Here is a 26,826-nt window from a genome sequence, read left to right on the forward strand (position 1 = left end):
GGAATTGAGAATTTTCTATTGTCCCTTTAGCCTTCTTTAGACGAAATTTTTACAAAAAGATCTTTATCCTGAATCCAGTTATTGACAAGTTGAATTATGATTATGGATATTGATAACATGTTTTCTATATAATCTATTTTTTCTTGAATTGTATAACTATCAAATTCTCCGACAGTTACTCTAAATAAAGCAGATTCATTATCAGATTCAGATTTCGTTTTTTCAAAATGTGTATTACTTAAATGAATATAAGTTGACAGATATTTATATAGATCGTAAGTTCCGGGATAAAGTTTATCAAGTTCTTGCGCTAAGAACGCGTCTGTAAGCTTGTTCTTACCCACTTTGTACTTATCGATACGGTTTCCCCCTAAAAAATGATCCAAAAAATCTACTCCATCTTCAACTAATACAGTTGCAAAAAACCGCAATGCGTTATCTAGTTGTAATCTCATCAAACTAAATGCAGTTAGATAGTTACTGTACTCAAAGAGTAAAAGAAACCCTTTGTTCAGAGCAATTGCTCTGTTGAGAACAGATAGTGCAAGAAAATCTAATTTGTGTGCAAATGAATTACCCGCATTTAGTAATTCTTTTGCGCAATCCAACATAACGCTTTCTAATTCGGACAAAGCACTCAGTTCTGTTTTTATTCTATCTTCTGGCTTTTTCATGATTTTCTCGTTTAAGTATTTAGAGAGCGCATCTTAATTTCCTGTTGAATTAGCCTCAGGCTTTCAAATTGGGTCTCTAAACTTTTACTCATTGATTCAATAGTCAATGTAGGTAAATTGGAAGATTTTAGTTCTTCATACAACTCGGTAGAAAGATTTTCAGCTTGTGATCTTTTCATCTCGGTTAAATATGTCCGATAACTAATCCCAGGCCACATAAACTGTTCAAAAGCGTTATTTTTTTCGACATAATGATATAGATCATCGTATACTTTGACAGACAGCTCCTTAGTTGCTATAAACTGAGCAAGTAAATGCAACTTATCCTCTTTGGGTTTATCGACATGATCTTTTCTGTAGGTTTTCCTAGAATAGTTGATCCCAATTACAGAAAGAATAATACCTATGATTACTGTTATGATCGTAAAATTATCCATAAATTTTAGGTTAGATTATCTCTGAAATATCGAACTGAATTGTATCCGAAGTTACTTTTGTTCATATTCTCTCCTCTTGGTGTGTAGGGTCTAAAAACGATATTAGCTTGTAAAAACAACTGAATTAGGTTCTTGTTTATCATCTCTCCAGCACAAAGTCTTATTCTAATGACAATCTTTACGATATTAAATATCTCATTTAGCCAGTCAACTATCTCATTAAGTGTTGCCACAAAAGAGGGCGGATCAAAGTGGTTTAGGTGATTTCTGATTTCTCTAAGTTTATCTAAAGACGTAATTTCTTTCTCAATATTCAAGTTTTGGCCCGTGATAAGCTTAACCCATTTTAACTTATCCATAAGCCTAACTCCCTGTCTTTTACCGAGAGAATCTACATCAAAACACCATTCCTGCTTTTTGTTATAAAGTGCTTTCAGATATAATTGATTGAGCGTTATATCTACCAAAGAAATAATATCATTAATGGTATCTTTTAGGGTAAAGAGCCAGTCTGACGTAAAAAAGTGATGAGAATTTCGAACCAAGAAAATTCTGTTATTGAATATTCTTTTAGTTATTAGCTCTAAGAAGCTTGTAATCAAAAAGCCTTCTTGGTTTAATTTCGGGGACAATGGAAAGTCAGTTCCATATTGTTGACGCAACAAGCCATCATTTAGAGATATTTCGTCTTCCCCATTTTTACAATAAAAATTCATTGCTGCATTAACACTTCTGTCCATCCAAAGACTTGCAAGTTCTGGTAGATTTAACTCTTGATGGTTGTAGGTAAAGTTTTTCTGCAGATGTCGTTTTATGATTCTGTAATTTATAGGGTGTGACTTTTGCTTCACAGTTTCTTGTCCATTTTGGGTAGATCTAATTTCTGACCAACCCACATGTATTTGTCTCAAGTCACTTTTTAAGCGTTTTATACTATTGTAGTGAGTTCCGAAAAAATACTGACAAATTAGTAATGAAATATAGTTTAATCTTTCGTTATCCATTGAATCTTCAAAGACCAAAAATGTATGCTTGAACTTCTCAAATAGATCCGGTCGATCTATGGAGCCAATTATTCCATAATTGCATTCTATAAAAAGCGGTGTGTCCATCGTAAATAAAGGATTAATGATAAAGCTGGGAAGGTTGTGTGTCAACTACCTGCATTTCAGCCTAACAGGAGATTAATAATAATAGTCGCTACTACGATTGTCTTGAAAAATATTTTTCTGCCTAAAAATATTAGTCTAACTTTACAACGTATTAAGATTACAAAAGCCCCATAGAGATGGGGCGACCAACTGGGAATTGGTTTTGTAATTTTAGCTTTTTAGACTTTTATCACTGCTGGCGTGTTTCAGTTACTCTAATGGGAAGGCTTACTTGCCAGAATCAGAGGAGATCGGCAACATATATTGATTGCCCATTTGTGATAAAGTTTCTATATTCACCAAGTTTGAGCAGCGTTAGCTGCTTTTTTTATAAGAGGTCATCATCATTATTATTTAAATTATTAGGTAAAAAATAAACGAATTCTCCTTTTGCATTAGTTCGTTTGCTAATCACACCTTCCTTAGATTTCGAACTCAACATCGCAGATACGCTCCTCATAACAGTTCCCTTCTCTCTGTCTGACTCGTACTTTAAAACAAGATCCACCATACTTCCAGTCGTTAACTCGTTGTGCAGGCGTAAAAGATGTTCTATTTTGGTAAGCCACGTCCAAGAGCTGTCATATCCATCTTTGTGTATAGTGGGTCTATCATTAAAAACTTGTTGAGTACCCCATCCACCACGCTCTACATTTGAACTATTAACGTCGCTAGAATTGTTATCATTCAGAAGCTCAGATAAGGTCTTTTCTAAAGATATTAACGTTATTCGAGTAGCCTCTATTCGATTTTTCAAATACTCTACTAATGTAGGAATCTCCTGCTCGCTAATAGTTATTTGCTTATTCATGTTACAAAGATAGAGTAATAGATAGAACTAACAAAATTAGTTCTTTATTTCTCGAAGACTATTTCTTCACAAGAGTGTAGAGAAAAAATTTGGGTCTTGCAGTTACTCTCGCATACCTTTGCAAATTTTTTTCCCTAATTTACAGTATACGTAAACCATAGATATAGAATGGGAATAATCACTGCATCAACGGATATATTATGAGAAGAGACTTGCCAAATGAAAAAGTGGATCTGGATTTAACGGCTTCAGAATATATAAAGCTCAAAGAAAGCGATAAGAAAGAAAAACTGGAAACTAGAAGATTTTGGATTGCTATAGTATTATCTATAATTGCGACTGTCGTTGCTATTGTTTCGCTGTTGTTACAATATAAAACTTCCACTTAGACAGAAGTTGCATCAAAAATATCTTAGAATACAAAATGCAGCTTATTTGCGATAAATACGGATTTCTTATGCTTTTTATTGAGTATTCATTGAGTCAGCTCCTCAAACCCGCATAAACACTGGTTACTTTACTTTTTGTATCGGAAAATAACCATGCCTTAAATGCTTTTAGAGAAAAACGATAAATGAGCACTTCGCTTATATGCTATAAATCCGGATAAAACCCAATCGGAAAAGAATAATATTCTAAAAAATTTATAAAGAATAGTCATTAATACTAAATTATGCACAATCAGTAGTGATTTAATCCTTAATATTTAGATTTGTACATTATCCGGTGCTACACAGCACTGGTCTCCACAGTTCTTTAATATACATCAGCCGAACCGGGTTTTTGATGAAAATCGAAATGAAAAGGGAACCGTGTGCAAATCACGGGCTGTCGCGCAACTGTAAATAACAAATAGTTTCTGCTAACAAATATCCACTGTGCCGCTTTGGCGGCATGGGAAGGACGGCAGAAATGTTATAAGCCAGGAGACCTGCCTCGTTCGGCCAGACGGGCTTTCGCGTAATAAAGCAAACAGTCTTTGCTGATGCATGTTTATTAACGGACATTCCCTTGTCTGTTTGCATCGGTATGCCCTTTTTGCTGTAAGCGTTGCAGGCTTGTCGAAGCTTTCAAATCATTTAAAATTTTAAAAAATGCAGACGCAAAACCTGGGCTATCCGCGTATTGGTGGCCAAAGACAACTCAAAAAAGCCTGTGAGCAGTATTGGGCAGGCAAAATCGACCTTACCGAATTAAATAAAGTTGCCCTCACAATTAAAGAAGCAAACTGGCAAACCCAGCTGGCAGCCGGAATTGACCTTATTCCCTGTAATGATTTTAGCTTTTATGACCAGGTGCTGGACCTGAGCTTAACACTCGGCGCCATCCCAGAGCGCTATGCTCCTGTACTAAGCCAGGTTACAACCCATACAGCAACCGACCTTTATTTTGCAATGGCCCGCGGCTATCAGAAAGATGGGTTAGATATTACGGCTATGGAAATGACCAAATGGCTGGATACGAACTATCATTATATCGTTCCTGAATTTACCGCCGGGCAAAGCTTTACAATCACCTCTGAAAAAGTTTTCAACGACTATACGGCTGCAAAAAAGGTGCTTGGTGAAAAAGCCAAACCGGTATTGGTTGGCCCGGTAAGCTATCTTTTATTGGGCAAAGAAAAAGAAAGCGGTTTTGAAAGAATCGACCTTATTAAACAACTGGTACCGGTGTATATTGAAATTATTAACCGGCTGAAGCAGCAGGGCGCTACCTGGATACAGTTAGACGAGCCCTTCCTTGCTTTAGACCTGTCGGAAAAGGAAAAAGAAGCGTTCGGTTTTGCGTATCGCACTATTGCCGCTGAAGTTACCGGCATAAAATTATTGGTAGCTACTTATTTTGAAGGATTGTCAGATAACACGCCGCTGGCTTTAAGTCTCCCTGTAGCGGCATTGCATATTGACCTGGTAAGGGCGCCGGAGCAACTGGACGAAGTGCTGGCCCTGGTGCCTGACAACCTCCTGCTTTCATTAGGTGTGGTGGACGGCCGGAACGTATGGAAGAATGACTATGAACAATCGATAGCCCTTATCAGCAAAGCTATTGCCAAGCTGGGCAGCGACCGGGTGATTATTGCTCCTTCCTGCTCGTTGCTGCATAGCCCTATAGACCTGGACTTAGAGACAGCTATTGACCTGGAGATCAAAAACTGGATGGCATTTGCTAAACAAAAATTAACTGAAATACAGGAGCTGAAACAAATTGCAGCGGGTAATGAGCTTTTATTGGAAACCAATAAAAAAGCCATTGAAAGCAGGCGCTCTTCCGCTAAGGTTCATAAGCAGGTAGTAAAAGACCGTGTTGCTGCTATTACAGAAGCAGACGCTACACGTAAAAGTGCCTTCGCCGTACGCCAGCAGTTGCACCGCGAACGTTTTCATCTGCCAGCCTTCCCTACCACTACCATTGGCTCGTTTCCACAAACAGACGATATACGCCAGTTACGCGCCAAATTCAGGAAAGGAGATCTTACTACAGAACAATACGAAAAGGCAATAGAAGAGGCCACTATTGACGCTATTCGCTGGCAGGAACAGACAGGACTGGATGTATTGGTGCATGGCGAATTTGAGCGAAATGATATGGTGGAATATTTTGGAGAGCAGCTGGAAGGGTTCCTGTTCACTAAAAACGGCTGGGTTCAAAGCTACGGAAGCCGTTGCGTAAAGCCTCCTGTTATTTATGGCGATATAAGCCGTCCAAAGGATATGACGGTCCGCTGGAGCAGCTTTGCAGCAGCACAAACCAATAAACCGATGAAAGGTATGCTGACAGGACCTGTAACCATATTGCAGTGGTCGTTTGTACGGGATGATCAGCCCCGCGAGGTTACCACCAACCAGATCGCGCTGGCTATCCGTGATGAGGTGCTGGCCCTGGAAAAAGCAGGTATCGGCATTATACAGATCGATGAGGCAGCCATTCGTGAGGGATTGCCGCTCCGGAAAGCGAAGCGCCCTCATTACCTGGATTGGGCAGTAAAAGCCTTCCGTATATCTGCAAGCGGAGTAGACGACAGAACGCAGGTGCATACACATATGTGCTATAGTGAGTTCAACGATATCATTGAACATATTGCTGCAATGGATGCTGATGTGATTACTATCGAAACTTCGCGCTCACAAATGGAGCTGCTGCAGGCCTTTGCACACTTCAGGTATCCGAATGAAATAGGCCCCGGGGTGTATGATATCCATTCGCCACGTGTACCCGGTATAGAAGAAATGGTTTCACTTTTATCGAAAGCAGCAGCTTTGCTTCCTGCACGCAACTTATGGGTAAACCCGGATTGTGGTTTGAAAACCCGCAAATGGCCGGAAACAAAGGCTGCTTTGGAAAATATGGTAGCAGCGGCAAAACAGGCCCGTAAAAAAATAAACAGTGGTGTTACGGTTTAATTTATATTGCAGCGGGCAAAACCACCCGCTGCATATAAGTAAGTTTAATCATGTTTGTAGATAAAGTTAAAACCGGCCAGTCCGGTATCCTGATGTACGGCATCACACCCCCCAAATCTGAAACAAGCCCTGAGCGTGTTGCGGAGATCGCAGGCAAGACAATATCGCGGCTGAAACAGTTAAATATCGACGCACTGATCGTGTATGATGTGCAGGATGAGTCGGCCCGTACCAGCGAAGAAAGGCCGTTTCCATTTCTTAAAGCACTCGATCCTTTTGAGTTTGCAAGCCGTTACCTGCAGGAGCTGGATGTGGATAAAATTATCTACCGCCCGGCAGGAAAGTTCTCGAAGGAAGAATTGCACGATTGGCTAAACCGTTTGCAAAAGCATGGCTTTTACCCTGTTTTTGTGGGGTTGCCTGCGCCAGACTATCCTGTTAAATCAACCCTGCAAGATGCCTATCAGATCTGGAGGGAGCAAAAAAACACTTCTGTAATAGGAGCCGTAACCATCCCTGAAAGGCATGCGGAGCTCAAAGACGAGGATAAACGTATTCTTGAAAAGGTAAGCTGCGGGGTCTCCTATTTTATTTCACAATGCGTTTTTAACGTTGACTACGCGAAGCAGGTGGTTGAGGATCTTGTACATACCTGTAAAAAAGAGCGCGTGCCGGCACCAACGATCATCTTTACGCTTTCGGCCTGCGGTTCACTTAAAACATTGAAGTTTATGGAATGGCTGGGGATTCATATACCGGATGATTTGAAGGAAACCTTTAAAAATTCAGATGATATGCTGGAAAAATCAGTAAGGGTATGCCTGGACATTGCATCAGCACTTACTGATTTTTGTATGGAGCAGTCAATGCCATTTGGCTTTAATGTAGAAAGTGTTGCGATCAGGAAGCAGGAAATAGAAGCGTCTGTTTATATGGTAAATAAAATCGGGGCAATGCTGGAGCAGAAAGGCATCCGTGAAACGGCTAAACTAATATTGCCGGGATAAACTAAGACGGTCCTGTGCCCGTGGGACATAAGATTTTTCTGATTCTTGATGGCACCCATCAGGTCGGCCTGCGGCGGATGGGGCACTTATGATGGAAGCGCTGCCGCTGCCGGAAAATTTTATACGCCCTTCCCGGTGATGTTACCCGCATTTACGATATTTATAGCATATTTGCGCTATATGTTCACCGGGTTTTTATACTGTTGCCGTTATTTTTTTATTGCTATCCTGCCGGGTGTTGCTATCGTTTCATTCAATTCCTGCAGCACCGGCAAAAAAGTGCAGGTCAGTAATTATGCCAACCTGATTTCGTGCCACCAGGTAAATACCTTCGATTTTAAACGTACAAAACCTCAGCCACTCCATCAGCTAAAGGTTGATACTGTTCTTTCCAACCGTTTCAGCCCGTCAAGCTTAAACATTGCCAACGCCTTTAGCTTTATGGAACTGCTGAAACAATACATAGATATACAAAACACTTACGGCCTTTACCCTACAACAGAGAACCGTTTACAAAAGCTGGAGCTTGCCATGAAGCTTTCTGAACGCATTAACCAGGCATCGCTGGAAATATCTTCTTTTGCATCGGAGCTGGATTGCGAGGAAGAGCGTATTACGCAGGTGGCCGATTTTTTAAAAGGAAAAGAGAAGCAGCGCGAAACCAGGCTTACTGTAGCCGCTATTGGGGTAGGCGCTATTGGCGGGGTGGCTTCCGGCATATTATCGGCCAGCGAAAAAGCCGGTAACAGCGGCGATTACCTGGGCATTGCTACAGGTATTACGGAAGCTGTTTTAGGCTTGCTGATCCTGAAAAATAATAAAACAACCGAACTGCTGCACCCGCGCAACGCATTAAAGGATATCTGGTACGGGAATGCCGAATCAGATATTTTCCCTTCTTCTATCTGGTATTATCTTAATTATAAAAAGCCGGAAGATAATGCAGGACTTTCTTTAAGAGAAAAAATAATTGAACGCTGGAAAGGCTTTGAACAGGTTGACGTTTCCAGTAAGAAAGATCTAAAAACATTCGAATTGCTGTACCTGGGCGATAAGGGGAAGTATGGAACCGAGGAGCTGTATAACCGGGCTAAGATGTACGACCAGATAGAATCTTATGTAAAAATGATCAAGCAGGACCTTACCACGCTTTCACTGGAAGCAGGCCTGCAGTAAGATTTTATGCAAAAAAAATGTACCGCCAAAGAGGTGCCCGCACAATAGGCACGAGGTGCATAACATTTCAAGACCCATAGCGATTCACTGAGAATATACAGCCATACTTCTGTGATCTTCTGTGCAGTCCGTGAGAAATAAAGGTATAGGGGCTGACCTGAGCATCACTCACCGAAGCCACAGCATACACTGAAAACTTTTTAGCCGGGTATACCCTCAGCATGTACAGTATTATGATTCCTCCGCTTTTTCTGTGATAAAACATACATTCAAAAAATGTTATGCCCCAGGTACCGGAGGGTGTTCCTCATTCGATATAACCCTTATCTTTGCCTGCCCCAAAAACAGGAATCACATTAAATAAAGCGCCTGTAAAATGGGGCGTTGAAAAAATTAAGAATATACGAATGAAAGCATATACTTTTTTGATAAGATACAGGTTTATTATTGGTATTATACTGATATTGCTGGGTGTATTTACCAATTTCAGTGCTGGTTTCTGGCCAGCCTTCCCCTTATACCTCATCGCGGCCATCCTTATTTTCAGCCATTTCTTTTTCGGACCGTTAAGGCTGATCCAGGAGCATATGGAGAACGGCGATATGGAAGGTGCTGAAAAAGTACTGAACTCCATTAAATTCCCCAATCTTTTATACAAGCCCATCCGCTCTGTTTATTACACTCTTAAAGGGAATATTGCCATGAGCAAACAGGATTTTGACAGCGCTGAAACCATGATGAAGAAAGGGCTTGACCTGGGCATGCCTATGAAAGAGGCCGAAGGGGCAAGTATGCTGCAAATGGGTATGCTGGCTATGCAGAAAGGCAATATAAAGCAGGGGGAAAGCTACATCCGGCAGGCTATCAGGAAAGGACTCCCGGATAAAGAGAACGAAGCGGCTGCTTACCTGCAGATGTGCAGCATTATGATGAACAAGCGTGAGTTTCGTGCTGCAAAAGATTTTTACCGGAAAGCAAAAGCCTGCAATCCTGCCACACCGCAGATAGTGGACCAATTAAAGGAGATCGGCAAGTATATTTCAAGGATGCCGGGATAATGTCAGGCCGAACGTACATTAGTTGCAACAGGAAGCCAAAGGCACAAGGCTTAAAGCTTTTTTAGCTTCCGGCAAAGACAAACAGTCAACTCCCATTTTAAAATTGCCGTCTATAGGCGGTCGTTTTTATACAGGGAAGCAGTATAGCATTTCTATACTACAAGCTAATTCTGTATTGTTAAAAAGAGGGAGGAACAATAGCTTGATCTGGTTAGGCAGGTAGCCAAAGTATTTTTTAAATGCTGTGGTAAAATGAGAGGCGTATTTATAGCCTGATAATTTGGCTACTTCTGCAATCTTACGGTTCTCATTCAATAGCATTTCCTTTGAGCGCTCCATACGCAGCTTATGCAAATACCCATACACCGTAGTGCCAAAAGCCTGCTTAAAATGCTTTTTAAGATAACATTCGTTAGTGCCCACCTGCTGTGCCAGGTCTACAAGCGTACAGGGTTGGGTAAGATTAGCGTTAATAATTTCCCGCACTTCGTACATCTTCACCAGGTTATTATCGCTTACTGCAGCCCCGGCGCTGCTATACACAGTCTCATACTCCTGGAAATGAAACATCAGCAATTCAATAAACCTCGATTTCATGTAGAGCCTTTTGTAATGATCCTTCTGCTCACTCTGAAACAGGTCGTACAACAGGGATCTCATCCGCGGCGTAACCTCTATGGCCCTTTCATTTAAAAGTACCGGTGTATTTTCTTTCAGGCTGCTCGCAAAAGTTTCAAATAAAGGATGGTGTCTCGGCAAGAAACGCTTAAAGTACTCCACCGTCATATTAATAACATACAGCTCGGCCCCCGTTTCTGCTACCCACTGGCTCTCAAAAACCTGGTTACTGATAAAAAGCAGTCCATTCTGATTATGCCTGATATCTGCAAAGGCTTTGTTCTTGGCTTTATTAATGAACAGGCTCCTGCCATTAAAAGAAAATACAAAGCTGATATAAGGCTGAGCGCTCTTAAAAGAAGCGTGTTGTTCTATCCTGTCATCATTGCCTGTAACCCGTATAAAATGTAATCCTTTCGATAAAAATTCGTAATAGCTATATTTTAACGGATTACGCTGATCGCTGGTTCCGGATTCTTCGATTTCATGGTCGCCCATTTGAAATAAACGAACGTAGGGTATAATATCCTGCGCTTCTCCGGGCAATAAATTTTTACAGGAACATGTATTGCTATGCACTGCATCCGCCATTCTAACTACATCAGGTTTATAAATAATTATTAACAAACTGTTGAAGAGCTCAAAAATATACTTATCCGATTAACTGCTAAAGTGGGACCGTACAGTATTAGCGCTTACTAAAGGCCTGACCTTCCTGTAGTTAAAATAAGTACCCTTCTCATGCAAAAATCCGGTTTATTTAACTAATCGGCTTACGAAATGCGTAATTTTTTCCTGTTCTGACAGAAACATGACAGTAAATTCCCGATTACGTTATTCTATTTCCGTTTACAGTTAACAGGTTGTTAGAATTTTGCAGCCTGAAAACAGGGTGTTCCGGTTTCGGGAACGGGTCCTGCCTGCTTTTTTAAGCCTTATAATTATTCTTTAAGCAAATCGGTGATTGATAATAAATGGCGTGCAATAAAATAATCTTGTGGATAGGGTGTACCTGCTTTGGCATATTTCTGAACAGTGATATAACAGCGCAAACTCAGGGTGTGGTAAAAGGGATCGTAACAGATGAAAAAGGCCGCCCGGCTGAAAAAGCTACTGTAGGTGTTGTTGAAACATCCACATTAACTGTAACCGATGCCAAAGGCAGCTATACGTTGCAGCTCCCGGAAGGGAAACATAAAATTACCTGCTCCATGGTGGGATATGAATCCCAGGAGACTGAAATTAACGTAACTGAATCCAAAACAGTTATACTCAATATTCGTTTAAAAAAACCAACACAGGAACAACTCGAAGAGGTTACTGTGGAAACCTTAACCAAAAAACGCTCTTTAGAAATACAGGGATTTGCAGTTGCGATTATCGAAACAAAAGAAGCATCATTGAGAAACCTCACAACTAACGAGCTGCTGGATAGGGCAGTGGGCGTTCGGGTACGTCAGAATGGTGGAGTAGGCTCCCAGGTAGAATATAATTTGAATGGCATGTCGGGAAGCACCATTGGTTTGTTCCTGGACGGTATTGAAGTATCTACTTACGGGCAGTCTTTCAACTTAAATAATATTCCCCCTGCTATGATAGAACGTATTGAGGTGTACAAAGGAGTATTGCCTTCGCATTTAACAGGAGATTATGTAGGAGGAGCCATTAATGTGGTGCTGAAAAAAGATGCATCAAGAAATAACGTTACGCTGGCCACATCTTATGGATCATTCAATACTTTTAATTCAGATATAGGAGCCACTTTTCGCGATAAGAAGACCGGTCTTTCGGCACGGGCATCCGGATTCTACACTTATACCGATAACAGTTTTACCACCTGGGGCAGATCGACCACATACGTAAACCATCTGCAACAGATAACACGTCCTTACAGAGCCAAAAGATTCAATGACGCGTACAAATCAATAGGAGGCCGTTTTGAAGCAGGATTTACCGATGTAAAATGGGCCGACTTGTTTTTCCTGGGATATAATATTTCAGACAACTATAATGAAATACCGCATGGCACTACTATGGCCACACCTTATGTAGGCCGTTTTACCGAAACCAATGCACATGTGTTTAGTCTGAACTATAATAAGCGTAACCTGTTTGCAGATGGTCTTGCGTTAAACGTCAATGCTGTATATAGTAACAGAAGCACTTATCTTCAGGATACCGTAGGCTATGCCTATAACTGGGATGGAACGGTTAGAGAAGTGATAGAGTTTGGCGAAAGAGTGCCGCTCCGTACTACGCTGGGAGGGCAGCAGGGCGCTAAAACCATCACTCGCATCGACCGGGAAATCATCAATATCCGCTCTAACCTGGGCTATACCCTTTCTCCCGGGCACCGCATATCTTTAAACCACAAATTTGAAACCACAAACAGGGATGATAACGACCTGCTGAATCCTATTCATAAGGACCTGGTTATAGTAAGCACTATTGCAAAAAATATTCTGTCTTTAAATTACGAAGCACAGACGTTTAATAATAAACTAAGAACCAACCTGCTTGGAAAGTACACTCACAACCGTACTCACCAGATCAAACCCCAAATAGTTAGGGTAAACGACCAGAACACTATCGTTCGCAGAGATACGACTACCAATGCCGGGAATTTTGGCTATGGAATTACCTTGTCTTATAATGTAATTTCCAAACTGTTTGTTATTGCCTCTACTGAAACCGGCTTTATAATGCCCAGCGAAATACAGCTATATGGCGATCCGGAAACGAACATATTGCCCAACCTGCAATTAAACCCTGAAAAAAATGTAAACTGGAATCTTGGTTTTCGTTGGGGTGCCCTGGATTTTGACAAACACAAAGTCTCTTTTTATGCCAGCGCGTTTTGGCGTAACGGGTTTGATAAAATTACCCGCCAGGTAGTGGATGAAAACGAAATTGATGAGGAATCAGACGCCGATATTCAAACTACCCGGTATATTAATCTTGGGAAAACACAGGCTAAAGGTGTGGAAGCTGAAGTTATTTACGTGTATGACAATCGTATAAATGCAGCCCTTAACTTTTCCAGGTTTAATAATTTATTTAAACAGGAAATGGATCAGGCCGGCAATGCGCACAGTTTATATGACCAGCAAATACCCAATGAGCCCTTCTTTACAGTGAATGGCAATGTACAATACAGGTTGAATAACATTTTTCAAAAACGGTCTATTTTAAACCTCTATTACAATACAGGTTTTGTTGGAGAGTACTATGTGGTTTGGGGGCAGCCCGAATGGTCTAAAACACCCATACAATTTGTACATGATATCGGTGTAAGCTATCGCTTTCCCAATCAAAAGCTCGTAGCCAGTATTGACGTTAAAAACATGTTCAATGCAGAGATATACGACAACTTCATGGTACAAAAACCCGGCAGGGGTATCTATTTCAAGTTAAATTATACACTTAGCAAATTTTTATAAAATCAGAAAATAAATATGAATACGATGAAGAAAAAACTATTTACAACAGCCATGTTCGGTGCGGTAATAACCGGCCTGTCGCTGACCAGTTGCAGTAAAGATACTAATGTAGATCCTAATCCTTCCGGCGGAGACGACATACGCTGGATTACGCTTACCGGCGCTTACCCGGAGGGCACCAGCGCGGGCGATGGAGGTACATTAGCTTATGCTATAACACCTGAAAACGCCGCTAACCCTAATTATGAGGTAGACTTATTTAAAATGGACGGGAGCAGATATGTTGTGGGTTTCGGATTGAAATCTAAAAGGACAGCCCGTGTACAGGCCTCTGAAGATGGCAAATATTTATATAATATCCAGTATACCGGTACAGAAGGTGGTGTATTTAACAAATATAAAGTGTCTGGCGAAGGAAAATATGAAGAGGAGGGCTACGAATTAAATACTGCAGTTATCCTGGGAACTTCTCCGCGTTGGGTAAAAGCTGCAGAAGGCATTGGCGTTGGCGTATCTTTCGGTGAAGCATTGGATCCTTATACAGGAACCGCTCCTAATTTCCAATACAGGCACCCCAAAGGTAAGATCCGTATTGCTAATTTAGACTTGAACAATACAGCTATTACCAATACCGGCAGCGTTGATATTGACTTAGGAGCAGAACTCGAAGGCCAGGGCTACCATGTATGGCGTGCAGACGTACCGGTGCTGAACCAGGCCAGGGATAAGGTTTTTATCGGGTTAGGTATTCGCAGGCACGATCTTAACGGTACAGTAACCAGAAATCCAAATACCGGCGCTATTACCGGCTGGGCAACCACTACTAACAGAACATTGGGAACCACAACAATGGTTTTGGATTACCCTTCTTTGAGAAATCCGAAGTTAATTACATCTACTGTGGCCAACACCGATAACCTTTCTTACCGTACCATGACGCAATATGTAGGTACTGATGAACATATTTACCAGGCTGCAACCAGCATGGGCTCCGGACATCAGATATTACGTATCAGCAAAACAACTAACGACTATGATAACGGCTATAACTTTAGTTTGAACACTGCATTGGGGATCAGTGATGCAGGTATCAGGGCTTTCCGTTATATCAAAGACGGCGTTGGTGTAGTTTTGTATACAAGATCAGGAACTGCCGGGGGTTATATTGCTCTTGTCGATCTCAATGCAAAAACTGCTACAAAACTGGCTATAGATATTGAAACTGATGCAGGGTTTTCCGGACTTACTGCTGCTCAAAATGGCGGTACAGCCTTAACAGGTACATTTGGTCAGTTCCAGAATATTGGTGTTGCAGGCGATTATGTATATGTACCAATGACTCCAAATGGTAAAGATGGCAACTTATACGTCATTAACTGGAAAACTAAAGAGGTTAAAAAAGGCGCTAAGCTGAAAAATGCTTCTAACAGTTTCTTTATCGGCGCTTATTAATATCATAAAAATAATAACTGCAAAGAGGCCGCATTATCACCGGCTTCTTTGTCTTTTATAAAGAATGGATCTTAGTATAATTTCCGCATTTCGTAAATGCTACCATTGTTAAATTTTTAATTTTGCCGGGGAGGTTCATAGTATCAGGGATACTGAAAACATCTAACTTCTATTATCTAAATACTATCGTCTAATATCTAAATTCTCAAAATGAAACATATAGCAACCGCACTTTTAGTTCTTACATCCTGTAGCGCTGTAGCGCAGCCTTCGGGTACCAATACCCTGATGAGCGCTGACTTCTGGAAGGCCAAGCCTACTATAGAACAGGTAAAAGCAGAAATTGCCAAAGGCAACAGCCCGTCACAACCCGATGCGGCTTCCTGGGATCCTGCTGCCAGAGCCATCTTGAATGATGCGCCTTTGGAAACCATTAAATTCATGATAGAGCAGGAAGGTAATAGCGTAACCAAAAAAACGCATCATAGTGCCTCTTATTTGCACTGGGCAGCAGCAAGAGGAAATACCGACCTGGTTACCTACTTAATCGAAAAGGGTTCGGATGTGAATCTGTCCGACAGTCACGGATACACCGTAATAGCCAATGCGGCCATGAACGGCAATAAAAACACCGCCATTTACGAGGCCCTGATCAAGGCAGGCGTAGACCCTAAACAAAAAAATGAGGATGGTGCTACATTATTATTACTGGCAATACCCAGGGACAATGACTTGACGATATCAGATTATTTGGTATCTAAAGGTTTATTGTACACGGATACAGATGACTATGGGAGCACTGCTGCTGATTATGCAGCCAAGCTGGGTAATAAAGCAATAATCGAAAAATTAATCGAAAAAGGGATAAAACCCACCAACAATGCACTTTTCTTTGCCACACAGGGTTCCAGGATGTCGCAAAACGGTATCGACACCTACCAGTACTTAGTCGAAAAACTGAAGCTGGATCCCAAAGCCATTTATACTAAAGATGGCGCTACTATCCTGCACGTATTGGTACGCCGTCCTAATACAGAGATCATTAATTATTTCCTTTCAAAAGGTGTGGATATTAATAAAAAAGATAACGAAGGAAATACCGTACTGATAAATGCCGCCAATGGCAGGGATGCGGCGTTAGTAGCTACTTTGATCGCCAAAACCGCCAACATTAATGCAGTGAACGACAAAGGCGAATCGGCACTGACTAAAGCTGTTGCCAATAGCTCGGCCGAAGTGGTTGCTTTATTATTGAAAAATGGCGCTGATATTAAAGTAGTAGATAAAGACGGACGCAACCTGGCGTATCATTGGTTCAATTCGTTCAGGGAAGGCCGGGCGGGTGGCCCGCAAGACAATGATTTCGCGAATAAGCTGGTGGTACTAAAAAGCAATGGTCTTGATGTAACTGCACCGCAGGGAGACGGAAGCTCGCTGTTCCATTTGGCCGTTGCCAAAGAAAATGCTGCCCTGATTAAAAAAGCGGCCGAACTGGGCGCCAATATCAATGCACAGGACAAAGAAGGTGCTACAGCCTTGCACAAAGCGGCGTTGATCGCTAAGGATGATAAGGTATTAAAAGCTTTAATCGCATCAGGAGCGAAAAAAGACTTAAAAACCGAATTCGACGAAACGGCTTATGACCTGGCAAAAGAAAACGATTTTTTGAAAAGCAATAATATTGCTGTCGATTTCTTAAAATAGACAAATAAGCTTGTTTAGATCTTTTAACTTGGCCGTGCGCTGTCGTGAAAATGTCGTCCTGGTGTCACAGTGAGCTTGACGAACTGTAGAGGAAAGATGCATTTCCCCACAAAGAAGCTTCGTCATCCCGTATAGCTATCGGGACAGCCTGACATACAATTTGCATCATAGTTTAAACAACTTTAATTATAATAGTATACGCATGAAAGTACCCGTAACGTTTATATTGGCAGCCTGTTTATTTTTATTTGCCAAACCCTCTTTTGCCCAAACAGGTAAATACAAGTGCATGATCCAGATGGTCAGCTACCAGGGAGAGAAAGCTTATGTAATTGTTTCATTGATCAATCCCAAAGGAGAATATGAAAAAACACTTTCGGTGCTCGGGCCTGACAAGCAATGGTTCAACACCTTAAAAGAATGGCATCAGTTTCAGACCCGGACCAAAGAGAAAATCAGTGCCGTAACCGGTGCTTCAATAGGCGGTGGCGACCGGGCCGTTGTTACCCTTGAAATTGATAAAGCAAAGATCAATGCAGGTTATAAGCTGCGTTTTGAAAGCGCGGTGGAAGAGCAAAAATATCATGTAAAAGATGTGGAAGTGCCGCTTACTACTGCAGGACTTGCAGCTAAAACAGATGGCAAAGGCTATATCAGGTATGTGCGTTTCAGTGGAAATTAAAAATGACCTGTAAGGTTTTGTAAACCGTACAGGTCTGCCTTTTTATAACAAATGATTATTTCAGTTTGGAGATATAGTCACCTGGCACTGGCTATATCTTCTTTTTTATTATTGATAGCAGCATCGGTTACCGGTATCTTTCTGGCGTTTGAACCGGTTATAGAAAAATCTCAAAGCTATAAAGCCGATGGGTTTGATACCATTACCCTTGCACAATCTGTTCCGTTACTGAAAGAAAAATTTCCCGGCATACAGGAAATAACAGTAGACGATAACGATTTTGTTCTGATAAAGTATTCGGAAGAAGAAGGTGGCGATAAACAGGCTTATGTAAATCCTGCTACCGGTAAAATATTGGGCGTACCTAAAGAAAAGCATCCGCTTTTTCAATGGATGACCGCTATGCACCGGTCGTTGTTTTTAAAAGAAACCGGCAGGATACTGGTGGGTGTTTCAGCTTTTTTGCTCATCCTTATTGCTGCTTCGGGCATACTATTGGTGGTGCAAAGGCAGAACGGCTGGAAAAATTTTTTCTCCCATGTAGAAAAAACGGGGTGGGCACAATACTATCATGTAGTATTCGGCCGCATTTCACTTTTTTTCATTTTAGCATTAGCCCTTACCGGTGCTTACCTGGCCGTGTACCGGTTTGTTCCGCTACCGGCAAAAGCCAGCGAAAAGATCAATGAAGCCAATATTAAAGAGGAGCCTGTTAAAGAATTAAAAACTTTTGCAGTCTTTCAGCAAGCGCCCCTCTCCCATCTTCAGAAGCTGCAATATCCCTTTTCTGAATTTCCCGAAGACTATTATAATGTACAGCTAAAGGATAAAGAGATTTGCATTAACCAGTTTACGGGCGATATACTGGCGGAAGTACCATATACCCAAATCTACCAGCTGGCAAACTTCAGCCTTCGCTGGCATACCGGCCGGTCCGGCACTATATGGGCCATTATCATGGCCATTACATCGGGCTATGTTCTTTTCTTTATTTATTCGGGATTCGCCATTACTTTAAAAAGAAGGCGTAACCGGTCCAAAAATAAATTCAGTGCCACAGAAGCGTCCCTGGTGATACTGGTCGGATCTGAAAACGGCGGCACTTTTAAATTTGCCGATGCGGTTTACAGCCAGCTTATCAAGCATGGGGTAAAAGTGTTCCTTACGGACATGAGCAATTACACATTATTTCCAAAAGCAGAGCACCTTATTATAATGGCCGGCACTTATGGCCAGGGCGATCCGCCATCTAATGCCAAAAAGTTTACAGAAAAATTAAAACAGTACCCGCAACAGCAAACTATACCTTACGCTATAGTAGGTTTTGGTTCCCGAAGCTACCTGCATTACTGCAAGTTTGCTTATGACGCCGATAGATTGCTGCAAGAAACAGTATGGGCAAAATCGCTTATGCCGGTTCATACGGTTAATGATAAGTCCCCCCAGGATTTCAGCGCATGGCTTACCACATGGACCCGGCAAACGGGTTACCAGATGATGATGCCGCGCGAGCTGCTTGAACCTGCCCGCCACGATCTGAAAAAACTGTACGTTACTGAAAAAACCGCTAACGATGCCGAAAATACCTTTATCATCAGGTTCAAATCCCGGAAATTTAAAGAAGCGGTTTCAGGCGATTTATTAGCGATCTATCCGAAAAACGATCACAGGGAAAGGTTATATTCCATCGGGAAGATCAATAATGAAATACAGTTAAGCGTAAAGCTGCACGAGCATGGATTGGGGTCGGGCTTTTTACACACACTGCAATCCGGACAGGCCATTAAAGCGAAGCTGGTAAAGAACCTGCATTTCCGTTTTCCCGAACGGGTAAAACAGGTCATAATGATATCGAACGGAACAGGTATTGCCCCGTTCCTGGGTATGATTAATGAAAATAAAAATAAGGTACCGGTGCTCCTCTATTGCGGTTTTCGCAGGCAATCATCTTTTACCCTGTATGAGCCCTTCTTAAAGGAGCAGATCAGTAAGGGAAAGCTTCGCCATATCCATTTATCTTTATCCCGCGAAGCGGAACGGGAATATGTAAGCCATCGTATATTAAAAAATAGCGAAGCTATAGGCCAGGCACTGCAAAGTGGACACACGATGATGATATGCGGGTCGCTTTCCATGCAAAATGATGTAATGAAAGTGCTGGATGATATCTGCGAAAAATATAACCTTTGCACTCCTGCACACTTTGCAGAAAAAGGACAAATACTTACAGATTGTTATTGACAAGCGTCGTTTAAGTGATCGTAGTCAATACAAGTAAAGTTGCCCCTGATGAGGTCTCAATAATGGGGAAATTAAGTTCTTTAAAATGACAAATAAGTATCGTTATTCCGATTGGATCCAGCCCAGGCGGTGACGAAGAGCAGGTTTACAATCGGATCATGGTCCGTCAGGCTCACCATGACCTTCGTTTTTATGTTGAATGAGCCTGAAACGGGGCAGGCATACCCACCGAAATATTTTAAACAATATTATTATGCGAATATTACTCCTGGCAATAATATCATGCAGCTTCACTGTTACAGGGGCACAGGTTAGCGTTACACGCGATGCACTTCTGATGGGCGGCCGTTTTGATATTACCATCGTTGCTAAAGATTCACAGACAGCCAATCAAAACATTGATACGGTAATTGCTGAAATATCAAGGATTGAATACCTGATATCCGACTGGAAACCTACTACACAGGTTTCACTCGTTAACCAAAATGCCGGAATCAAACCTGTTAAAGTAGATAAAGAAATTCTGGAGCTGACTGAGCGTGCTATTAAAATATCGGAACTGACTAACGGCGCTTTCGATATCAGCTTTGCTGCGATGGAAAAGATATGGAAGTTTGACGGCAGTATGACCGAAATGCCTTCACCGGAAGCTGTAAAAAAAGCCCGGGAAAAAGTGGGCTATAAAAATATTATCATTAATAAAGACAGCGCTACCATTTTCCTGAAACACAAAGGCATGAAAATAGGCTTTGGCGCTTTGGGTGAAGGATATGCTGCTGACAAATGCCGCAATATGATGATTGCCAGAGGTATAACAGCCGGCATCATAAATGCTACCGGAGATATACAGGCATGGGGCAAACATCCTGATGGTCACCCCTGGACCATCGGCGTTAATGACCCTTTTAACAGCGGGGAGCTGATCGCCGCCATACCGGTTGAGGGAGCTATTACCACATCGGGAAGCTATGAAAAATATGCCCTGATCAATGGCAAGAGATACGCCCATATTATTAACCCCGCAACCGGTTATCCGGCAACCGGACTGGTAAGTGTAACTGTTATGGGCCCCTATGCAGAATTTTCCAACGCGCTCAGTACCTCCATTATGGTATTGGGAGGAAAAGCGGGATTGCAGCTGCTTAAAAAATACCCGGCTTATACATGTTTAATGATTACAGATAAGGGGAGATATATTACAAGCCGCGGGTTTGACCTGAAAAAGTACCGTATAGAAGAGTAATGTTACAAAAGCCATACAATCTCATCCATTTCAGAACCCTGTGCGCATGAAACATCAATAAAAACATTCATCAACTCATCCACTCCTTCATTAGTTTTTCAAACGCTTCTTTTAAAGCAGCCAGCTCCTGTTCTACAACGGCCAGCCGCTCTTCTAAATTGTTACGGGCTTGCGGTACAGCCGTAGCTGGTGCCGGTTCTGTAATATAATCCTCCAGGATACTTTCGCCTCCAAATAAATGCATATAGCGCGCTTCCTTCTGGCCAGGCTGGCGTTCCAGCTGTTTAACGAAAGGCGTTTCAGCAGCAGATAATTTATCAAGTACGGTATGTACTTCGGCCAGGTCGTCAAACCCGTATAACCTGCCCGAATTGCTGTTGATCTCTCCCGGTGTTAAGGGTCCTCTTAAAAAGAGCAGGCACAATACGGCCAACTCGTCAGGCGTAAACTCATAGTTCAGTGCAATAGTGTGCCTGTATTTAACCACCCGGCTGCTTCCTCCTGTTACGGTAGCAGCAAGTCCTTTGCGCTTTAACCGGTCCAGGCATAGCGTTACGGTCTGTTCATCATAATTCACTACAGGGTTGCGTGATGACTTTTGATTGCAGGCCGCAGTAAGCCCGTTTAAGGTCATGGGGTAATATTCCGGCGTCGCTTTCGACTTTTCCATCAATGCGCCCAATACCCGTATTTCTTCACTGTCAAGTACGGGCAGGGACTTGAGTTCATTTAATTCCATACAGGGTAAAAATACGCTTTTAATGATATACAGCAGGATTTACAATAGCCGGCAGCGGCGCTCCTTCCAGGCCCGCTATTACGTTCTTTGCAGCCATAACCGCCATGGCATTGCGCGCCTCCTGCGTGGCTGAGCCAATATGTGGCAAAATACAAACATTAGGCATTTTCAGCAATGGGTTGTCCTTATTCATCGGTTCAGGATTGGTCACATCCAGTCCTGCACCCCAGATGGTGCCGTTGTCCAGCGCTTCTTTTAAATCTGCTTCATTGTGCAATCCACCTCTGCCGGTATTAATGAAAATAGACATTGGTTTCATTTTGGCAAAAGCCTCTTTATTAAAGATCCCTTTTGTTTCACCGGTTAAATTAGCGTGCAGCGAGAGCACATCGCTTTGGGCCAGCAGCTCATCAAAGCTCACATAGACAGCGCCGAGCGCCGCTTCTGCATCTGTATTGGGTTTTCGGTTATGGTAAATGACCGTCATGTCAAAAGCAGCCCTGCATTTTTTGGCCAGTTCAAAGCCAATTTTACCCAGCCCGAATATACCCAGCGTTTTGCCATAAAGCTCCTGACCCAGATCTGCAACAGGCTCAAAGCCCTGCCATTTGCCGGCCGGTATTTTACTGTAATTATAAAAGGCTTTCCGGCTTACAGCCAGCATTAGCAGGAAAGCCACATCTGATGTAGCCCGGCTTAAGACATCAGGCGTATTGCCAACCGGTATTTTCAGTTTCGTTGCGGCCTCAATGTCCACACTATCATAACCTACAGAGAAAAGAGATATTACTTTTAAATGTTTACACTGATCCAGGAAACGGGCGTCTATTTTATTAAAACCCGCGCTTAATAAAGCATCATAGCTTTTACACTGTGCTATCAGCTTTTCCTGAGGCAAAGGCGCTGCTTCGTTATAGACCGTAACTTCACAGCCCGCGTCTTCCATCATTTTAATACCCGCTTCAGGAATTGGTTTTGTTACAAATACTTTCATCATTTATTTTTTGAAATATAAAAACAGTACTAAAAACACAGCAGCAGTTTGTGGGTTTATTGATCGTTTCGCTCTTTCCTGTTTCTCATCAGGTCATCCAGATAATCGGTCTGAACCTCCTGGATCTCCAGGAGCTTTTTGTTTTGATGCACTAAAAGATGGTCTATTTTTTCACTCAGCAATTTGATTTCCAGCTCTGCTTTCAGGTTTATTTTATAATCATGCTCCGCTCTTCTTCTGTCCTTTTCTTCCTGCCTGTTCTGGCTCATCATAATAATAGGGGCCTGGATGGCAGCCAGGCAGGAAAGGATTAAGTTTAATAAAATGAAGGGATAAGGATCAAAAGCCTTTTTAGTTAAGATCCACATGTTTATGGCCATCCAAACCAGGATAAAAAGAAAAAAAATAATGATGAAGGTCCAGCTGCCACCAAATGCAGCAACCTTATCCGCGATTATTTGCCCCACCGTCAGATCCTTCTCCATTTCATCCTGAATATTTTCAGAGAGTATGGAATTATTTTTAATAGCATCCATAACATCCCTGTCAATAGTAGCAAGCTCTCCCTTTTCCTCTTCGATCAAATAGGTCAGGTAGAGGCGCCGGTACCTGTTTAGCTCTGCAAACGAAATGTACTGATCCCGGGTAAAACCGGGATAGTCTTTTTTGATGAATTCAAAGATCGCCTCCCTGATGTCGTAGCCCGGCACTTCTTCTCCTTGGATAATTTCCTTTTTAGATATCTGACTAATTTTCATGTTCGGGTTTCAATTAAAATAGCTGTTAATGGTTTCAGGCCTGGCAGACGGACGTACATGGAGGAAGCGTCAGCCAGCAACTGAAGCCGAGTAATAAACTAATGTACAAAATAATTTCTACTGTTCCATTCATAGAATGCGTAACCCTTTCGCCGCCGGTTATAAAAAATGAAAGCGGTGAACCGCCAAGAGCCGATAATGAACATTTCAAAAGAATTGCCATAAGAGCGCGCCCCGAAAATACGCTACATAAAAAGGTGCTGCACTCAATTTATAACATCAAGACAGAACAAGGCTAAACAGTATAGAATGCCGGTCGGAGATCTGCGCACAAGACTGCAACCTGCCTGTCTGGTGGTAGTTTTATATCTTCGCAACCAGGAAAAATGCTCCGCTGGCAGGAACGGGTGATTGGTGCTGTTTTTAAGGTATCTTCCCGTCATATCTTTTGTTGAAAACAGTTTATATTTCTTTCAAACGCGTTTCTGCGGCAAGGCAAGTTGGAGGCTTTGCATCTACCTGAGCGTGTAAGGCGGCTCTATCCGCCGTTCGTTTTCCGCCATTTACCGAGTTTTCGCTACTATGTACAGTACTTTGTATTGCATACTACCTATGGCTGCCCATATCTTTGTATCCTATTTGAAAGCAGATGAATATTGAGAACACACAAAGCCAGATGCGGAAAGGGATACTGGAGTTTTGCATCCTTTCCGTTATCCAACGCGGCGAGGCTTACCCCAGTGATATTGCGGAAGAAATGAAAAGCTCGGGTTTACATATACTGGAAGGCACGCTTTACCCGCTGCTTACCAGGCTTAAAAACGCTGAAATGGTAACTTACCGATGGGAAGAAAGCAGCGGCGGCCCTCCCCGCAAATATTTTTCACTCACAGAAAAGGGGCATAATTTTTACCAGGAGCTGCAACAAACCTGGGATGAGCTCTCGGGAGCGGTAAATACATTAACCAACGCATCAAAATAAACATTACCAACAAACTATATATCATGAAGCAAATAATCAATATAACACTAGGCGGCAGGAGCATTGCTATTGAAGATGCTGCTTATGAAAAAGTAAAGGCCTATACCGACAGCCTGCGCGCGTACTTTAAAAATGAGGAAGGGCGGGATGAGATCGTGGCAGATATTGAAGCCCGCTTTGCCGAGCTGATGAGCGAAAAGATCCGTAAAGGCGCCGCCCATATTACAGATGCGGATGTGGAAGAGATGATCGCCACCCTGGGCCGCCCGGAAGATTTTGCCGCGCAGGATAATGCCGAAGCGCAAAGCGGCTATACGCCCAACTTTACGTTTACTGAAAAACGCCGGCTGTACAGGGATGAAAATAATAAAATACTCGGCGGCGTGTGCAGCGGCATCGCCAACTGGCTGAATATTGATCCTACCGTGGTACGGGTACTGTTTGCTATTGTTTCGTTTGGTGGATTTGGTACCGGCATCTTTATTTACATAGCGCTATGGATCTTTTTGCCCGCCCGCAATATGAATGTTTATAAGGGCAAAAGAATGTTTCGCGACCCGGATAATAAATGGTTTGGCGGTGTAGCTGGTGGTATGGGCGCTTATTTCAATATCAATCCCAATACGATCCGCGGGATACTGGCCATTCCTTTATTGCTAAGTATTTTAAAAGGCGTTAATGTTTTTGGGAATGATTTTGATATTTTCCCGAACCTCATTTTCAGCGGGCTTACAGGCACTTTTATTTTTATTTATATTGTTTTATGGATCGTATTGCCTGAAGCACTTACCCCCTACCAGAAAATGGAAATGAGGGGAAAAAATGTTGACGTAAACAGCATCAGGGAAAAAGTACAGAGCTCAATGGGCGATTTTAACCAGCGTATACAGAACTGGAGCGGGGAAGTAAAAGATGCCGCAGAAAGACTGGGGCAGAAAGCCAATGAATTTGCAACAAGTCAGCCACCCAGGCAATTTACCTATGTTCCTGCACAGCGCAATCGCGGTATCGGCTATGTATTTGCCATGATCTTTAAAGCCTTTTTTGTGATCATAGGAGGTATTATTGCAGTATCGCTGCTCGCCCTGTTCCTTACTTTTTTATTCAGCGGCTTTGCATGGGCACCCGTTAATAATTTTCTATGGACCAGCGAAACCCAGCAAATGCTGGGCTGGGGCACCCTGATCCTGTTTTTTGGAGCACCTATCGTGGGCCTGCTCATATGGCTGGTAAGAAGAATATTAAATGTACGTACTCCCGGTAACTACCTGAACTGGACCTTCGGCGGACTTTGGACCATAGGCTGGATATGCCTGATGTTTTTCCTGGCCAGCCTGTCTAACGACTTTAAAAGATACGATTCGGCAGAAGAGCAGGTTCTTATACAACAACCTGCAAACGGCAAAATGATCTTCAAGGTAAGCGAGCCGGAACTGGTACATGAAGGCAATTTCGGATGGCTGAATGATAACCAGAGTGACCTGGAAGGCTTTACACTTACAGCAGATTCTTTAAAGCTGTCTTCCATCAATATCGATTTTAAAAAAAGCGATGACAGCCTGTACCATGTTACCATTGTAAAACAATCTATGGGCAAAACAGATGCCGACGCGCTGGCCCGCGCCAAAAAAATTGTATACAGGGTAAGCCAGGCCGACAGCGTACTGGACCTGCCACCGGGTTTTGCAATAGATAAAAGCAGCAAATACCGCGGGCAGAATGTTTTGGTATTGGTACACGTTCCGGCAGGTAAAAAAATAAATATTGATGAATCGGTTTTTGATAAGCTCAACAATATAGATCTTGAATTTAATAATGGCGGCAGGCGAATAAGAAGCTCAAGATATGTGACCCATAATATGAAAAGATACCGGTCTAACACAGATTATATCATGCAGGCCGATGGATCGCTGAAAAGTGAAGACGATCGCAAAGATATAGTAAGCCCTGCCAGTGGCACTGCTGCAAACGATAATTACAGGTGGAACGGTGTTAATGGTACAGACAGTACCGCAGTTGCTATACCAACACCTGCTCCGCTGCCACCTGCAGCTATTGATACAACACATGTTTATCATTATAACGAAAGCCCTTCGCAAAATAAAAGCAAAGAGGAAATAATCAGGGAATTAGAACAAAAACAAAAGGAAATAGAAGCGCTGAAAAAGAAACTGGAGTAATAAAATCTGTTTTATGCAGCGGGCCCTGCTGCTCTTTATATCCCAAGGCAGTAGCCAGGTTATCGCCGCTGTACCAGG

General features: G+C 42.3%; 22 protein-coding genes and 1 riboswitch. Of the genes, 14 read left to right on the top strand and 8 right to left on the bottom strand.

Annotated features, from left to right (window positions below; genetic code table 11):
• Positions 1 to 26: 26 nt before the first annotated feature.
• From ACYVBM_RS03095 to ACYVBM_RS03110, 4 genes are all read right to left on the bottom strand, one after another.
• Positions 27 to 674 carry a hypothetical protein gene (locus ACYVBM_RS03095; protein ID WP_460684148.1) on the bottom strand — a complete coding sequence of 216 codons (648 nt, stop codon included), beginning with the start codon at positions 672 to 674 and terminating at the stop codon, positions 27 to 29.
• Between the two features lie 11 nt (positions 675 to 685).
• On the bottom strand, positions 686 to 1,111 hold the full coding sequence (locus ACYVBM_RS03100; RefSeq protein ID WP_460684149.1) for a hypothetical protein: 426 nt from the start codon (positions 1,109 to 1,111) through the stop codon (positions 686 to 688).
• A gap of 5 nt (positions 1,112 to 1,116) precedes the next feature.
• A complete protein-coding gene (locus tag ACYVBM_RS03105) occupies positions 1,117 to 2,223 on the bottom strand; it encodes a hypothetical protein (protein WP_460684150.1) in 1,107 nt (368 codons plus the stop codon).
• Positions 2,224 to 2,590: 367 nt separating this feature from the next.
• On the bottom strand, positions 2,591 to 3,073 hold the full coding sequence (locus tag ACYVBM_RS03110; protein WP_460684151.1) for a hypothetical protein: 483 nt from the start codon (positions 3,071 to 3,073) through the stop codon (positions 2,591 to 2,593).
• 200 nt (positions 3,074 to 3,273) lie between these two features.
• Between ACYVBM_RS03110 and ACYVBM_RS03115 the strand changes: the two genes are divergently transcribed.
• The 5 genes from ACYVBM_RS03115 (at position 3,274) to ACYVBM_RS03135 (ending at position 9,715) form a co-directional block, all read left to right on the top strand.
• Complete coding sequence (locus tag ACYVBM_RS03115; protein ID WP_460684152.1) at positions 3,274 to 3,462, top strand: hypothetical protein; 189 nt, start codon at positions 3,274 to 3,276, stop codon at positions 3,460 to 3,462.
• 371 nt (positions 3,463 to 3,833) lie between these two features.
• Positions 3,834 to 4,026, top strand: a riboswitch (cobalamin riboswitch).
• 141 nt (positions 4,027 to 4,167) lie between these two features.
• The gene (gene metE / locus ACYVBM_RS03120) at positions 4,168 to 6,474 is read left to right on the top strand and encodes a 5-methyltetrahydropteroyltriglutamate--homocysteine S-methyltransferase (protein ID WP_460684153.1); all 2,307 of its coding nucleotides are present in this window, start codon (positions 4,168 to 4,170) and stop codon (positions 6,472 to 6,474) included.
• A 50-nt stretch (positions 6,475 to 6,524) separates the two neighbouring features.
• A complete protein-coding gene (locus ACYVBM_RS03125) occupies positions 6,525 to 7,481 on the top strand; it encodes a methylenetetrahydrofolate reductase (protein ID WP_460684154.1) in 957 nt (318 codons plus the stop codon).
• 48 nt (positions 7,482 to 7,529) lie between these two features.
• The gene (locus ACYVBM_RS03130) at positions 7,530 to 8,657 is read left to right on the top strand and encodes a hypothetical protein (RefSeq protein ID WP_460684155.1); all 1,128 of its coding nucleotides are present in this window, start codon (positions 7,530 to 7,532) and stop codon (positions 8,655 to 8,657) included.
• A 407-nt stretch (positions 8,658 to 9,064) separates the two neighbouring features.
• Positions 9,065 to 9,715: a tetratricopeptide repeat protein gene (locus ACYVBM_RS03135; RefSeq protein ID WP_460684156.1), complete on the top strand. Its 651-nt coding sequence runs from the start codon at positions 9,065 to 9,067 to the stop codon at positions 9,713 to 9,715.
• A gap of 126 nt (positions 9,716 to 9,841) precedes the next feature.
• Here the strand turns inward: ACYVBM_RS03135 and ACYVBM_RS03140 are convergent, their stop codons facing one another.
• On the bottom strand, positions 9,842 to 10,924 hold the full coding sequence (locus ACYVBM_RS03140; protein ID WP_460684157.1) for a helix-turn-helix transcriptional regulator: 1,083 nt from the start codon (positions 10,922 to 10,924) through the stop codon (positions 9,842 to 9,844).
• A 404-nt stretch (positions 10,925 to 11,328) separates the two neighbouring features.
• On the opposite strand from ACYVBM_RS03140, the gene ACYVBM_RS03145 reads away from it, so the two are divergent.
• The 6 genes from ACYVBM_RS03145 to ACYVBM_RS03170 all read left to right on the top strand — a co-directional run bounded on the left by ACYVBM_RS03145 (position 11,329) and on the right by ACYVBM_RS03170 (position 21,095).
• Entirely contained in the window at positions 11,329 to 13,773 is a 2,445-nt protein-coding gene (locus ACYVBM_RS03145; protein ID WP_460684158.1) for a TonB-dependent receptor, read from the top strand.
• 24 nt (positions 13,774 to 13,797) lie between these two features.
• Positions 13,798 to 15,225 carry a hypothetical protein gene (locus tag ACYVBM_RS03150; protein ID WP_460684159.1) on the top strand — a complete coding sequence of 476 codons (1,428 nt, stop codon included), beginning with the start codon at positions 13,798 to 13,800 and terminating at the stop codon, positions 15,223 to 15,225.
• 210 nt (positions 15,226 to 15,435) lie between these two features.
• Positions 15,436 to 16,929 carry an ankyrin repeat domain-containing protein gene (locus ACYVBM_RS03155; protein WP_460684160.1) on the top strand — a complete coding sequence of 498 codons (1,494 nt, stop codon included), beginning with the start codon at positions 15,436 to 15,438 and terminating at the stop codon, positions 16,927 to 16,929.
• Positions 16,930 to 17,131: 202 nt separating this feature from the next.
• Positions 17,132 to 17,611, top strand: a complete 480-nt coding sequence (locus ACYVBM_RS03160) for a DUF2271 domain-containing protein (protein WP_460684161.1) — start codon at positions 17,132 to 17,134, stop codon at positions 17,609 to 17,611.
• 51 nt (positions 17,612 to 17,662) lie between these two features.
• Complete coding sequence (locus tag ACYVBM_RS03165; protein ID WP_460684162.1) at positions 17,663 to 19,852, top strand: PepSY domain-containing protein; 2,190 nt, start codon at positions 17,663 to 17,665, stop codon at positions 19,850 to 19,852.
• A gap of 253 nt (positions 19,853 to 20,105) precedes the next feature.
• Positions 20,106 to 21,095: an FAD:protein FMN transferase gene (locus tag ACYVBM_RS03170; protein ID WP_460684163.1), complete on the top strand. Its 990-nt coding sequence runs from the start codon at positions 20,106 to 20,108 to the stop codon at positions 21,093 to 21,095.
• Positions 21,096 to 21,165: 70 nt separating this feature from the next.
• Here ACYVBM_RS03170 and ACYVBM_RS03175 read toward each other — a convergent pair whose 3' ends face one another.
• Genes ACYVBM_RS03175 through ACYVBM_RS03185 form a run of 3 tightly spaced genes read right to left on the bottom strand, consistent with a single transcriptional unit; the run spans position 21,166 to position 23,586 of the window.
• Positions 21,166 to 21,834, bottom strand: a complete 669-nt coding sequence (locus tag ACYVBM_RS03175; RefSeq protein WP_460684164.1) for a YceH family protein — start codon at positions 21,832 to 21,834, stop codon at positions 21,166 to 21,168.
• Positions 21,835 to 21,853: 19 nt separating this feature from the next.
• Positions 21,854 to 22,831 carry a 2-hydroxyacid dehydrogenase gene (locus ACYVBM_RS03180; protein ID WP_460684165.1) on the bottom strand — a complete coding sequence of 326 codons (978 nt, stop codon included), beginning with the start codon at positions 22,829 to 22,831 and terminating at the stop codon, positions 21,854 to 21,856.
• Positions 22,832 to 22,884: 53 nt separating this feature from the next.
• Positions 22,885 to 23,586, bottom strand: coding sequence for a DUF1003 domain-containing protein (locus ACYVBM_RS03185; RefSeq protein ID WP_460684166.1), 702 nt, complete (start codon positions 23,584 to 23,586; stop codon positions 22,885 to 22,887).
• Positions 23,587 to 23,687: 101 nt separating this feature from the next.
• Here ACYVBM_RS03185 and ACYVBM_RS03190 point away from each other — a divergent pair, with 101 nt between their 5' ends.
• The 3 genes from ACYVBM_RS03190 to ACYVBM_RS03200 all read left to right on the top strand — a co-directional run bounded on the left by ACYVBM_RS03190 (position 23,688) and on the right by ACYVBM_RS03200 (position 26,748).
• Positions 23,688 to 23,885 (top strand): hypothetical protein, encoded by a 198-nt coding sequence (locus ACYVBM_RS03190; protein ID WP_460684167.1) that lies wholly within the window; start codon positions 23,688 to 23,690, stop codon positions 23,883 to 23,885.
• A 350-nt stretch (positions 23,886 to 24,235) separates the two neighbouring features.
• On the top strand, positions 24,236 to 24,568 hold the full coding sequence (locus ACYVBM_RS03195; protein ID WP_460684168.1) for a PadR family transcriptional regulator: 333 nt from the start codon (positions 24,236 to 24,238) through the stop codon (positions 24,566 to 24,568).
• Positions 24,569 to 24,591: 23 nt separating this feature from the next.
• On the top strand, positions 24,592 to 26,748 hold the full coding sequence (locus tag ACYVBM_RS03200; RefSeq protein WP_460684169.1) for a PspC domain-containing protein: 2,157 nt from the start codon (positions 24,592 to 24,594) through the stop codon (positions 26,746 to 26,748).
• The last annotated feature ends 78 nt before the right edge of the window (positions 26,749 to 26,826 follow it).

The organism is Niabella aquatica (genome assembly GCF_054779315.1).

What these genes read in the sequence shown, in the direction of transcription:
- ACYVBM_RS03105 (WP_460684150.1), bottom strand. Translation starts at nt 2,223, where the DNA reads ATGGACACACCGCTTTTTATAGAATGCAATTATGGAATAATTGGCTCC.
- ACYVBM_RS03115 (WP_460684152.1), top strand. Translation starts at nt 3,274, where the DNA reads ATGAGAAGAGACTTGCCAAATGAAAAAGTGGATCTGGATTTAACGGCT.
- ACYVBM_RS03110 (WP_460684151.1), bottom strand. Translation starts at nt 3,073, where the DNA reads ATGAATAAGCAAATAACTATTAGCGAGCAGGAGATTCCTACATTAGTA.
- ACYVBM_RS03180 (WP_460684165.1), bottom strand. Translation starts at nt 22,831, where the DNA reads ATGATGAAAGTATTTGTAACAAAACCAATTCCTGAAGCGGGTATTAAA.
- ACYVBM_RS03150 (WP_460684159.1), top strand. Translation starts at nt 13,798, where the DNA reads ATGAAGAAAAAACTATTTACAACAGCCATGTTCGGTGCGGTAATAACC.
- ACYVBM_RS03185 (WP_460684166.1), bottom strand. Translation starts at nt 23,586, where the DNA reads ATGAAAATTAGTCAGATATCTAAAAAGGAAATTATCCAAGGAGAAGAA.
- metE (WP_460684153.1), top strand. Translation starts at nt 4,168, where the DNA reads ATGCAGACGCAAAACCTGGGCTATCCGCGTATTGGTGGCCAAAGACAA.
- ACYVBM_RS03160 (WP_460684161.1), top strand. Translation starts at nt 17,132, where the DNA reads ATGAAAGTACCCGTAACGTTTATATTGGCAGCCTGTTTATTTTTATTT.
- ACYVBM_RS03140 (WP_460684157.1), bottom strand. Translation starts at nt 10,924, where the DNA reads ATGGCGGATGCAGTGCATAGCAATACATGTTCCTGTAAAAATTTATTG.
- ACYVBM_RS03155 (WP_460684160.1), top strand. Translation starts at nt 15,436, where the DNA reads ATGAAACATATAGCAACCGCACTTTTAGTTCTTACATCCTGTAGCGCT.
- ACYVBM_RS03100 (WP_460684149.1), bottom strand. Translation starts at nt 1,111, where the DNA reads ATGGATAATTTTACGATCATAACAGTAATCATAGGTATTATTCTTTCT.
- ACYVBM_RS03195 (WP_460684168.1), top strand. Translation starts at nt 24,236, where the DNA reads ATGAATATTGAGAACACACAAAGCCAGATGCGGAAAGGGATACTGGAG.
- ACYVBM_RS03175 (WP_460684164.1), bottom strand. Translation starts at nt 21,834, where the DNA reads ATGGAATTAAATGAACTCAAGTCCCTGCCCGTACTTGACAGTGAAGAA.
- ACYVBM_RS03095 (WP_460684148.1), bottom strand. Translation starts at nt 674, where the DNA reads ATGAAAAAGCCAGAAGATAGAATAAAAACAGAACTGAGTGCTTTGTCC.
- ACYVBM_RS03170 (WP_460684163.1), top strand. Translation starts at nt 20,106, where the DNA reads ATGCGAATATTACTCCTGGCAATAATATCATGCAGCTTCACTGTTACA.
- ACYVBM_RS03200 (WP_460684169.1), top strand. Translation starts at nt 24,592, where the DNA reads ATGAAGCAAATAATCAATATAACACTAGGCGGCAGGAGCATTGCTATT.
- ACYVBM_RS03125 (WP_460684154.1), top strand. Translation starts at nt 6,525, where the DNA reads ATGTTTGTAGATAAAGTTAAAACCGGCCAGTCCGGTATCCTGATGTAC.
- ACYVBM_RS03190 (WP_460684167.1), top strand. Translation starts at nt 23,688, where the DNA reads ATGTACAAAATAATTTCTACTGTTCCATTCATAGAATGCGTAACCCTT.
- ACYVBM_RS03135 (WP_460684156.1), top strand. Translation starts at nt 9,065, where the DNA reads ATGAAAGCATATACTTTTTTGATAAGATACAGGTTTATTATTGGTATT.
- ACYVBM_RS03130 (WP_460684155.1), top strand. Translation starts at nt 7,530, where the DNA reads ATGGCACCCATCAGGTCGGCCTGCGGCGGATGGGGCACTTATGATGGA.
- ACYVBM_RS03165 (WP_460684162.1), top strand. Translation starts at nt 17,663, where the DNA reads ATGATTATTTCAGTTTGGAGATATAGTCACCTGGCACTGGCTATATCT.